The following is an 11684-nucleotide window of genomic DNA, read 5'->3' as shown; positions in this document are numbered from 1 at the left end:
CGCGATGCGCGCCTATGTCTCCCGCCTGCCGCTGATTGTCGTGCTGATGGGGATCAGCGCCGCCGCCATGATGCTGCCCGCGCTTCTGGCCACGGGCATGGACGATCACTTCACCGGCCGGGTGTTTTTCTATTCCTCGCTCCTGTTCCTGATCCTGACCGGGCTCGTCGGCCTCGCCACCCAGACGCTCCGGCCGGTCACGTCGCCGCGGGCGCATCTGATCGCACTTCTGCTGGCCTATGTGGCCTTGCCGTTCATGCTGGCCTTCCCGCTGGCCGAGGCGGTGGGCAATACCCGCTATATCAACGCCTATCTGGAAATGGTCTCCAGCCTGACCACCACGGGGGCCAGTTTCTTCGACCCCGACCGGCTGGCGCCGGCCGTGCATTTCTGGCGCGGGCTCGTCGGCTGGATGGGCGGCTTTCTCATCTGGGTGACGGCGGTGGCGGTGCTGGCGCCGCTCAATCTGGGCGGCTACGAAGTCACGTCGGAGGCGCAGGTCACCGGCCGGGTGCAGCCCGGATCGGGCCAGATGACCGCCGCAAGCCCCGCCGAACGGCTGCGGCGTCACGCGGCCCGGCTGGCCCCGGTCTATCTTACGCTGACCATGATCCTCTGGGTCGCGCTGCTTCTGGCGGGCGAATTGCCGCTGACCGCGCTGATCCACGCGATGTCGACCATGGCGACCTCGGGCATCAGCCCGGTCGGCGGGCTCGAAGGCCGCCCCTCCGGCGTCGCGGGAGAGGCGCTGATCTTCCTCTTCTTCGTCTTCGCCGTCTCACGCCGGTCCTTCGCCTCGGGGTTTTCGACCGATACCGCCCGCCGGATGGCCCGCGACCGGGAGTTGCGGCTGGCGATCTTCGCGGTGGTGGTTCTGCCCACGCTCCTCTTCGTCCGCCACTGGATCGGCGCGCTGGAAGTGGACGAGCTGGCCAATTCCGAAGGCGCGCTGACCGCCCTCTGGGGCAGCGTGTTCACCATCCTGTCCTTCCTGACCACGACCGGTTTCGTTTCCGAAAGCTGGGTGGAGGCGCGCACATGGTCCGGCCTGCCCACACCGGGGCTGATCCTGATCGGGCTGGTCCTGATGGGCGGCGGGGTGGCGACCACGGCGGGCGGGGTCAAGCTGCTGCGGGTCTATGCGCTTTACAAGCACGGCACCCGCGAGATGGGCAAGCTTCTGCATCCGCATTCGGTCGCAGGGGCCGGGCGTCTGGGTCGCCGCATCCGCCGCGAAGGCGCCTATATCGCCTGGATCTTCTTCATGCTGTTCATTCTGACCATGGCGGTGGTGATGGCGGCACTCGCGCTGACCGGGCTGACCTTCGAGGCCTCTCTGGTGCTTGCGGTGTCCGCGCTGACGACGACCGGGCCGCTTGCCGGTGTCGCCGCGGAAACCCCGATTTCCTATATCGGGCTCAGCGATGCGGCAAAGTCGATCCTGGCCGCGGCGATGATCGTCGGGCGGCTCGAAACCCTCGTTCTGCTGGCGCTGATCAACCCCGGATATTGGCGCGCGTGATGCATTTGCAGCATAGCCGCGCTAATGCGCTGGAATCGGGGTGGAAATCTCCCGAACTTGCCCCCATACTCCATTCTGTCTGCTCACAGACTGTCAACAAACAAAGACAGCACCAACGACAAGGCAAGTTTCGAAATGGCCGAAAATAAGCAAAATCTGCAGGACGCATTCCTTAATCATGTCCGCAAAACAAAGGTTCCGGTCACGATTTTCCTGATCAACGGCGTCAAGTTGCAGGGTGTGATTACCTGGTTCGATAATTTTTGTGTTCTTCTGCGCCGCGACGGACAATCGCAACTCGTGTACAAGCACGCGATTTCCACCGTGATGCCTGCACAGCCGATAAACCTTTACGACGGGGAAGAGTGAGCGATAACTCGCTGAGCACCGACACCCAAGGCCCGATGATGCGGGCCCTTGTGCTTCACCCCGACATCCAGACCGACCGCAGCCGCCGCAGCCCGGGCCCGGCGCTGGAGGAGGCTGTGGCGCTGGCCGCGGCGCTGCCCGATCTGGTGGTCGCGGGCGCCGAGGTCGTGCGATTGCCCAAGGCGCAGCCGGGGCTTCTGTTCGGAACGGGCAAGATCGCCGAGCTGAAAACCCGAATCGAGGAGCTTGAGGCCGGGCTGGTTCTGATCGACGGGCCGGTCACGCCCGTGCAGCAGCGCAATCTCGAAAAGGAATGGGGCGTCAAGCTGCTCGACCGGACCGGTCTGATCCTGGAGATTTTCGCCGACCGGGCCCGCACCCGCGAAGGCGTGTTGCAGGTGGAACTGGCCGCGCTCAGCTATCAGCGCACGCGCCTTGTCAGGGCCTGGACCCATCTGGAACGCCAGCGTGGCGGGCTCGGCTTTGTCGGCGGCCCCGGTGAGACCCAGATCGAGGCGGACAGGCGCGCGATCGACGATGCGGTCACCCGCATCCGCCGGCAATTGGGCAAGGTCGTCAAGACGCGCGCGCTTCACCGTGCGGCGCGGGCCAAGGTGCCGTATCCCATCGTGGCCCTGGTGGGCTACACCAATGCCGGCAAGTCCACATTGTTCAACCGGCTGACCGGCGCCGAGGTGATGGCCAAGGACATGCTGTTTGCCACGCTCGACCCGACCATGCGCGCCGTGGTCCTGCCCGACGGGTCCGAGATAATCCTGTCGGACACGGTGGGCTTCATCAGCGATCTGCCGCCGCAACTGGTCGCCGCCTTCCGCGCCACGCTGGAAGAGGTGCTGGATGCCGATCTGATCGTCCATGTGCGCGACATCTCCCACCCCGAAACCGAAGCCCAGGCCGGGGATGTGGCCGCGATCCTGGTCGAGCTTGGCGTCCGGGACACCGCGCCCGCGATCGAGGTCTGGAACAAGATCGACCGGCTGCCGGCGGACTGGGCCGAGGAACTGGGCGCGATCGCCGCGCGGCGCGACGGCGTGCATGCGATCTCGGCTGTCACCGGGCAGGGGCTGGCGGGCCTTCTGGCCGATATCTCCCACACCCTCTCGCCGCCCCGCCACCGGACCGATCTGGACCTGCCGCATGCGGAGGGCCGGAAACGGGCCTGGCTTTTCGAACAGGGCGTCGTGGAGACCGAGGAGCAGGGCGAAGGCGGCACCCATCTCGTCGTCAACTGGACGGACCGTCAGGAACGCGCCTTCCGGCGGCTCTGAGCGGCGCGGCCCATCCGAATTGATCTGCAATTGATATACCTTCACGGGCGGGGCGTCAGCACGGTCACCCCGATATTGCCGGCCCGCGCAAGCTCCGGATCCAGCGACATGGGGATGTATTCGCCCCGCCGCCACAGCTCTCCCAGATCGTCGTAATAGGGGCTGAGCGGGTGGCCGGATTGCCCGGTGGCGATGATGAAGACGGAACTGTCGGGATCGGCGAAATCATAGACCCCGCGATATCCCGCCGAATGGGTGTTCAGGAACGGATCGGGCAGGGTGCCCGGTGTCGCCGCCCGCTGCAACGTGAAATCCCCGCCCGATGTGGGTTGGCGGATGTTCACGACCCATGAAAACAAGGCCGTATCGCCCAGAACCTGGTGGTCGTGCCGGGCCTCGTGGGCGGCCCCCCATCGCCAGCTTTCGACGCCGGGCCCGTATCGCTCCTCCAGCCATTGCAGGGCATCGTCAAGCGCCAGTCTGGCGATGTCGGTACAGGTTTCCCGGGCGGTGGAAGGGCGGATGTCGCACCAGATCGCCGCGCCGTCCACATCCCGGAAGACCCGTTCCAGAAACAGGGGCTCGATCTTCAGGAACTCATTGGCAAGTGGCCCGATATCGTCGCGGATCAGACGCTGCTGCAATTCCCGCATCCAGGCCGCATAAATCAGGGGCTCGGGCAGATGTTCGTTCATCTCGCCATTCCAGTCCGCCAGCAATTGCAGGGCTCTCTGGCGGCGGCGTTCGGGGGTGCCGTCGGCGGCGGCCTCGCCGCTCAGCCAAAGATCGCGGGCCACCAGCGGCAGGATGTTGCGCGCGGCGGCGGACACGGTATCGAGCTGCGCCTCGATGAAACTGTCGCGGGTGTGCACCTGACGGGCCTGCATCAGGCGCTGCCAGCGGGTCACGCGCTGCGTATCGCCCCAGCTGTAGGAGACGTGGAGCGGAAAATCCCTATCCACCAGCTTGTTGTTGGTGTTGCCGAGGATCCCGCCTTCGGGATTCTCGAAGGTGGGATTGGCGAAATACTGGGTTACGCCCTGCCACCTGTTTTCCGCGATCCAGCCCGGCGCGGGGATACGCCCGAGGCTTTGATGCCCCGGCAACCGCCACGGCATATGGCCGATCGTCTGCAGGGCGATGTTCCCGTCCGCGTCCGCCAGCGTCAGGTTCTGGGACGGCGCAACGAAGGCTTCGCCCGCCGCGATCCCTTCGGCCACGGAGCCCGCGCGCATCAGCTCCAGCCCGGTCTGGATAGAGGTGTTCCTGTCGCTCAGCGCGGTCCAGGCGATGCTCATCACATGGCCGGGCGGCGTGACGGTGCCCACGTTCCAGGCGTCCTCCGGCAGCACGGGGCCGTTTTCCGTCCAGCGAAGCGTGATGGTGACGGGCTGCGCATCGGCGATCTCGATGATCGTGCGGCGGGTTTCGAAATCGGCCCAGCCGTCGGGCGTACGGTATTGCTGGGGATTGTCCGGGTTCAGCTCTTCGACGAAGAGATCGATATCGTCCATGTAGGAAGAGGTGATCCCCCAGCCGAGCCGGTCGGAGCGCCCGGCGAGGATCACCGGCATGCCGGGGATGCTGGCCCCGATCACCCCGCCGGTCGACAGCTCCAGCCGGGCGAGATACCAGAGTGTCGGCGCGCTGAGGCCGAGATGCGGATCATTGGCAAGCAACGCTCCGCCCGCCGCCGAGCGGGCCGGCGCCGCCGCCCATGCGTTGGACGCGCCGCCCAGACCGCGCGGCGCGATGGGATACAGCGGGTCGCGCGGGCCGGTTGCGCCACTTGCGAATTGCGGCATCGGGACATCGAAGAAGCTCGCGTAGTCGGGCAGGGCGGCGATACCTTCGCCCGGGACATCGGGCATGAGATCCGCCAGCCGTGCGGCATCGTCGAGCGCAAGCGAGGCCCGGGCGCGCAACACTTCCTCTTCCTGATGGCTGGCCAGTTGCAACGCCATCATCATGGTGATCGCGATACTGTCCGCCGGTCGCCAGGGCGAAATCTCGGGCGCGAAAAGAAACAGCTCCGGCGCACCCCGGCCAAGCGCCTCGGCGCCGACAAGTTCCAGCCATGCATTCACACCGGCGGCATAGGCCTCCAGCGCGGCGATGGTTTCCGGGGTCTGCGCCGCGACCGAGCGGGTGGCGTGACCATAGATATCGAGCTGCCGCAGCAGAATGTCGATCTCCAGCGTCCGCGCGCCGAACAGTTCCGACAGGCGCCCCTGCGCCGTGCGCCGGATCATCAGCATCTGCCATAGGCGATCCTGCGCGTGGGCGAAGCCAAGACCGTAATAGACATCCAGGTCCGTCGATCCGAAGATATGCGGGACATTCGCGTTCGAGCGAACGATCTCCACCGGGGCGGTGATGCCGGGCACCTGCCAGTCGGCCTCGTAATCGGGCAAGCTGCGGCCGGCCATCCACCAGGCGATTGCGAGGGCAAGAACCGCCACCGCGACGACCACGGTGACAAGGCGGACCAGCCAGCGAAGAAAGACGCCCATCAGGCAGTTACCCCAAGATCGGAATGCGAAATCAGCCCCGGTCCTAGCGGCAATATCGGGCAAATGCAAAGCCGGAACGGCGCGGCCCGGCGTCACGCTTTCTCAGGCCGGAGGCGGCTCAGGGAATGATGCGCGAATACCGTGTGCCTTCAAGGGTCGCGCCTGCGATCAGACCGGCCTGACCGTAGATCACGGCGATGACCGGATCGAGCAGCGTGGTCGTATCCACGCCCAGATTTGCGCCCTGGTCAGTCACCGCATATTGCACATCGGCCCCCACCGCCCAACCGGAGCTGCGCCGGAACTCGTTCAACGCCGCATCGGTCATGAAGAAGAGCGTATGGGCGTATTGCTGCGCCCCGATCTGAAAGCCGAAGCTGCCGGAGACCGCCGAGTAGTAATCGACGGAGGCGCCGTTGATGCGCAGCGCGCCACGCCCGTAGGAGCCGCCGAACCCGAAGCCCGCCTGCGTCACCAGCGGCATGACCAGCATGCCGGCGGCGTTCAGGCTCAACTCCTGCGTGCCGGGCACTTCGTCATACATGAACTGGATTGCGCTATCGACGCGGGCATCCAGCCGCGATGCCCCGTCGGATCCCACGCCATTGCCGCAGGCTGCCAAGGGAACGGCCGCCGCGGTTACCACAAAATGTCGCCGGGTGAGTTTGCTCATCGGAAAATCCGCCTGTCTGTTATGCCTCGTTGCCCGGGTCTTTCAGCCCGGATTGCGCATATTATTACGCGCAAAGACACAAGATGTCATCCGCGAATGACACCAGACCTGCGGGTTCTTGCTTATCTGACCACTATCCGTTGAGAATCTGCGCGACCCGGGGTGCGAAATAGGTCAACACGCCATCGCACCCGGCGCGCCGGAAGGACATCAGGCTTTCCAGCATGACCTTTTCGCCGTCGATCCAGCCATTGGCCGCCGCGGCCTCGATCATCGCGTATTCACCGGAGACCTGATAGGCATAGGTCGGCGCGCCGAACCTGTCTTTCACCTCGCGGCAGAGATCAAGATAGGGCATCCCCGGTTTCACCATCACCATATCGGCCCCTTCGGACAGGTCCCGCTCGACGCAGCGCAGGGCCTCCTGCCGGTTCATCGGGTCGATCTGATAGGTCTTCTTGTCGCCTTTCAGCGCGCCGGACGCGCCCACCGCATCCCGAAACGGGCCGTAATAGGCGCTGGCGAATTTCGCCGCGTAGGACATGATCGTCACATTCACGTGCCCCTCGGCCTCCAGCGCGTCGCGCATCGCACCGATCCGGCTGTCCATCATGTCCGAAGGGCCAAGGATATCGGCGCCCGCCTCGGCCTGGGCCAGGGCCATTTTCACCAGCGCCTCGACCGTCTCGTCATTCACGATGATGCCATCGCGCACGATCCCGTCATGGCCATTGGCGTTATAGGGGTCGAGCGCGATATCGGTCATGATCGCGATGTCGGGCACCGCATCCCTGATCGCCCGGATCGCCTGATTGGAAAGGTTTTCCGGGTTCCACGCCTCCTCGCAAAGCTCGGTTTTCAGCGACGGATCGGTGTAGGGAAAGATGCAGAGCGCGGGGATGCCCAGCCCGTGCGCCTCCCGCGCCGCCTCCACCAGAAGATCGACGCTCAGGCGCTCCACACCGGGCATCGAGGCGACCGGCTGCCGCTCGCCCTTGCCGGCGCAGACGAAGACCGGCCAGATCAGATCATTCACCGAAAGCTCCGCCTCGCGGGTCAGATTGCGCAGCGCAACCGAGGCACGGGTGCGGCGGAACCGGGTGCGGGGGAATGGGCCCTGATTGGCTGGCATGGCCATGCTCCTTCGTGGTTTTGTTGCCACAAATCCGTGCCATGAACCATGTCGCATCACAAGGCTGGAAACCAAGGACCCCCGCAACTATGGTGCGCCAAAACAGCTATAACAGGCAGCGCGTCCTTGGACCTTCCCTTCCTCGATCTTGCACGCGAAGTGATCGATCTCAGATCCTTCTCGAACCTTTGGTACTGGATCGTGCTGGCCGTGATGTGGTCCACGGTCAGCCACTGGGTGCTGGGTGTGCCCTATGACATGGTGCAGCGGGCAAACCGCGGGCATGAGCGCAGCACTCAGGACATGGCGGTGCTGGCGCGGGTGAATGTGAACCGGATCCTGACCATCGTTGAGGTCTCGGGCGTCTGGGCCACGGCCTTTGCCGCCTTCATCCTGACCGGGCTCGCGGTGCTGGGGTGGATCTACAATGTGGAGTTCTGCCAGGCCGTCTTTCTGCTGATGTTTCCGATGACGCTGGTGGGCGCCTGGTCGGTGCGGACCGCGCGCAAGCTGCGGGCGACCGGGTTTCAGGATGTGCCCCGCTTGCTCAGATATCACCGGATCGGCGTGCAGATGCTGGGCGTGGTCTTCATCTTCATCACCGCCTTCTGGGGCATGTGGGTGAATGTCCGGGTCAATCCCCTGGGCATGTAGGGCAGGACCGCGCTTGACACCCGCGCGGGGCACGGTAGGTGACGCGGACCCATGACCCCGAACCCGGACCATATCCTGACCGGTGGCGCGCCCGAGGGCTTTGACGCCACGCTTGTCCTGCGCGAACTGGCGGTGGGCACCGGCCCCGTCTGCCATGTGGCGCGGGACGACAAACGCCTTGCGGCCATGGCCAGGGCGCTTGCGTTCTTCGACCCGAGCGTACCGGTCCTGCGCTTTCCGGGCTGGGATTGCCTGCCCTATGACAGGGTCTCGCCGAATGCCGAGATCGCGGCCAGCCGCATGGCGACGCTTGCCGCGCTTTCCGCCGGGCTGTCGGGGCCGTTCATCGTGCTTACGACCCTCAGCGCGGCGACCCAGTTCGTTCCGCCGCGCGCACTGTTGCAGGACGCGGCCTTCGTCGCCACCGTCGGCGGGCGCATCGACGAAGACGCGCTCAAGACCTTCCTTGTCCGGATGGGCTTCGTGCAAAGCCCCACGGTGACGGAGCCCGGCGACTATGCGGTCCGTGGCGGCATCATCGATGTCTGGCCGCCCGGAGAAAGCACCCCGGTGCGTCTGGATCTCTTCGGCGACGTGCTGGACGGGGCGCGGCGGTTCGACCCGGCGACGCAGCGCACCACCGAGAAGATGGAGCGGGTGGAACTTGCGCCCGTTTCCGAAGTGATCCTCGACGAGCCCGCCATCACCCGGTTCCGGCAGAACTACCGGATCGAGTTCGGCGCGGCGGGCACCGACGATCCGCTTTACGAAGCGGTCAGCGCGGGCCGAAAACATGCCGGCGTGGAACACTGGCTGCCGTTTTTCCACGAGCGGCTGGAAACGCTTTTCGACTACCTGCCAAAGGCCACCATCACACTGGACGAGCAAAGCGATGCGCAGCGTCTTGCGCGGTGGGAAAGCATTGAAGATCAATATGATACCCGCAAGACCGCATTGACCCAGAAAGGTCGGCTCGACTCGGTCTACAAGCCCTGTCCGCCCGGGCAGCTTTATCTGGATGACGCGGCATGGGACCGGGCCATCGCCGGGCACCGGGTCGTGCAGTTTTCCCCGTTACCACAGGCCAGCGGGCCCGGCACGACAGATGCGGGCGGGCGGATCGGGCGCAGTTTCGCGCCCGAGCGCCAGCAGGAAAACATAAGCCTTTTCGGCGCCTTGGCGGATTATATTCAGGTACAACGTGAAAAGGCGGCGATTGTCATCGCCTCTTGGTCCGAGGGTGCGCGCGAGCGGCTGGCCGGTCTTCTGGAGGATCAGGGTGTCGTCGGCGCGGTCGAGATCACCGATGCGCGCGACATAGCCGGGCCGGGCAGTCTCAACCTCGCGGTCTGGCCGCTGGAGGAGGGGTTCACCGGCGGCGGGCTCAGCGTGATCTCGGAGCAGGATGTGCTGGGCGACCGGCTGATCCGGCCCAAGCGCAAGACGAAGCGCGCCGAGAATTACCTGACCGAAGCGCAGTCGCTGAGCCCCGGCGATCTGATCGTTCATGTCGATCACGGGGTCGGTCGTTACACTGGGCTTGAAACGGTGACCGCCATGGGCGCGCCCCATGAGTGCATCGCACTGGAATATGCCGGGGGCGACCGGCTGTTCCTGCCCGTCGAGAACATCGAATTGCTGAGCCGCTACGGCCATGATGAAGGCCTGCTCGACAAGCTTGGCGGGGGCGCATGGCAGGCCAAGAAAGCGAAGCTGAAGGAACGCATTCGCCAGATCGCCGACAAGCTGATCCGCATCGCGGCGGAACGGGAGCTGCGCTCGGCCCCGGTTCTGGAACCGCCGGGCGACATGTGGGAGGCGTTCGCCGCCCGCTTCCCCTATGAGGAGACCGACGACCAGCTGACCGCCATCGCCGACGTGATGGAGGATTTCGCCCAGGGCCGCCCGATGGACCGGCTCATCGTTGGGGATGTGGGGTTCGGCAAGACGGAGGTTGCGATGCGGGCGGCCTTCGTCGCCGCGGCCTCGGGCCTGCAGGTGGCGGTGATTGCGCCGACCACGCTTCTGGCCCGGCAGCACGCCAAGACATTTTCCGACAGGTTTCGGGGTTTCCCCATAAATGTCAGGCAGTTGTCACGCTTTGTTCCAGCGCGTGAAGCAGGGGAGACCCGCAAGGGGCTGGCCGATGGCAGCGTCGATATCTGCATTGGCACCCATGCGCTTCTGGCCAAGGGTATCCGGTTCCGGAACCTGGGCCTGTTGGTGATTGACGAGGAACAGCGCTTTGGCGTGACCCACAAGGAACGGTTGAAGGAAATGCGCTCGGACGTGCATGTGCTGACCCTCTCGGCCACACCGATCCCGCGGACGCTTCAGATGTCGCTCTCGGGCGTGCGCGACCTGTCGCTGATCGGCACCCCGCCCATCGACCGGCTGGCGATCCGCACCTATGTCAGCGAGTTCGATAGCGTCACCCTGCGCGAGGCGCTGCTTCGCGAGCATTATCGCGGGGGGCAGAGTTTCTACGTGGTCCCGCGCATTCAGGATCTGCCCGAGATCGAGGCGTTTCTGACCGATCAGGTGCCCGAGGTGTCCTATGTCGTGGCCCATGGCCAGATGGCGGCGGGCGAGCTCGACGATCGGATGAATGCCTTTTACGACGGCAAATACGATGTGCTGCTGGCCACGACCATCGTCGAAAGCGGGATCGACATTCCGACAGCCAATACGATGATCATCCACCGGGCCGACCGGTTCGGGCTGGCGCAGCTCTACCAGATACGGGGCCGGGTGGGCCGCGCCAAGACCCGCGCCTATGCCTATCTGACGACGAAACCGCGCCAGAAGCTGAGCCAGACCGCGGAAAAGCGGCTGCGGGTTCTGGGCAGCCTCGACAGCCTTGGGGCGGGCTTCACGATTGCCAGCCAGGATCTCGACATTCGCGGGGCGGGCAATATCGTGGGCGAGGAGCAGTCGGGCCATGTCCGCGAAGTCGGGTTCGAGCTTTACCAGTCCATGCTGGAAGAGGCGATTGCCAGTATCCGCTCGGGCGCGGGCGAGGCGCGCCTGGACGAGGACGGGCAGTGGGCGCCGCAAATCAATCTGGGCGTGCCGGTTCTGATCCCGGAGGCCTATGTGCCCGATCTGGATGTCCGGCTGGGGCTTTACCGGCGTCTGAGCCAGTTGACCACAAAGGTGGAGCTGGAAGGCTTCGCTGCCGAACTGATCGACCGGTTCGGCAAGCTGCCGCGCGAGGTGAACACCCTGCTTCTGGTCATCCGGATCAAGGCCAAGTGCAAACAGGCCGGGATCGCCCGGCTGGACGCGGGGCCCAAGGGGGCCACGATCCAGTTTCACAATGACAAATTCGCCAATCCGGCCGGTCTGGTGGAGTTCGTGCAGGATCAGCGCGGCCTGGCCAAGATCCGAGACAACAAGATCGTGGTCCGGCGCGACTGGACAAGCGAGGCCGACAAGATCAAGGGCGCCTTCGCGATTGCCCGCGATCTGGCCCAAAAGGTGCAGGTGGCGACGCCGCCCGCCAAGGCCAAGGTCTGACCGGGTAGACGGC

At 65.2% G+C, this 11684-nt stretch carries 8 protein-coding genes; 5 read left to right on the top strand and 3 right to left on the bottom strand.

From position 1 onward, the window contains the following. Positions 1-4 precede the first annotated feature (4 nt). The 3 genes from ACQ651_RS06190 to hflX all read left to right on the top strand — a co-directional run bounded on the left by ACQ651_RS06190 (position 5) and on the right by hflX (position 3180). Positions 5-1522: a TrkH family potassium uptake protein gene (locus ACQ651_RS06190; RefSeq protein WP_227285944.1), complete on the top strand. Its 1518-nt coding sequence runs from the start codon at positions 5-7 to the stop codon at positions 1520-1522. 135 nt (positions 1523-1657) lie between these two features. Continuing rightward, positions 1658-1891 (top strand): RNA chaperone Hfq, encoded by a 234-nt coding sequence (gene hfq / locus ACQ651_RS06185; RefSeq protein ID WP_025312876.1) that lies wholly within the window; start codon positions 1658-1660, stop codon positions 1889-1891. Positions 1892-1929: 38 nt separating this feature from the next. After that, positions 1930-3180, top strand: a complete 1251-nt coding sequence (hflX, locus tag ACQ651_RS06180; RefSeq protein WP_430450312.1) for a GTPase HflX — start codon at positions 1930-1932, stop codon at positions 3178-3180. A 41-nt stretch (positions 3181-3221) separates the two neighbouring features. Here the strand turns inward: hflX and ACQ651_RS06175 are convergent, their stop codons facing one another. From ACQ651_RS06175 to hemB, 3 genes are all read right to left on the bottom strand, one after another. Continuing rightward, entirely contained in the window at positions 3222-5693 is a 2472-nt protein-coding gene (locus ACQ651_RS06175) for a penicillin acylase family protein (RefSeq protein WP_430448761.1), read from the bottom strand. A gap of 118 nt (positions 5694-5811) precedes the next feature. Then, entirely contained in the window at positions 5812-6366 is a 555-nt protein-coding gene (locus tag ACQ651_RS06170) for a YSC84-related protein (RefSeq protein ID WP_227285942.1), read from the bottom strand. A gap of 133 nt (positions 6367-6499) precedes the next feature. Then, positions 6500-7498: a porphobilinogen synthase gene (gene hemB, locus ACQ651_RS06165; protein ID WP_430448760.1), complete on the bottom strand. Its 999-nt coding sequence runs from the start codon at positions 7496-7498 to the stop codon at positions 6500-6502. A gap of 126 nt (positions 7499-7624) precedes the next feature. Between hemB and ACQ651_RS06160 the strand changes: the two genes are divergently transcribed. Together ACQ651_RS06160 and mfd are read left to right on the top strand one after the other, a co-directional pair. Next, entirely contained in the window at positions 7625-8152 is a 528-nt protein-coding gene (locus ACQ651_RS06160; protein WP_121898661.1) for a component of SufBCD complex, read from the top strand. Between the two features lie 51 nt (positions 8153-8203). Further along, on the top strand, positions 8204-11671 hold the full coding sequence (gene mfd / locus ACQ651_RS06155; RefSeq protein WP_430448759.1) for a transcription-repair coupling factor: 3468 nt from the start codon (positions 8204-8206) through the stop codon (positions 11669-11671). The last annotated feature ends 13 nt before the right edge of the window (positions 11672-11684 follow it).

It is taken from the genome of Rhodophyticola sp., from assembly GCF_965284195.1.
Classification (GTDB): Bacteria; Pseudomonadota; Alphaproteobacteria; order Rhodobacterales; family Rhodobacteraceae; genus Rhodophyticola.
Note: the sequence above shows the minus strand (reverse complement) of the source record. Positions and strands in the feature narration are given on the sequence as shown.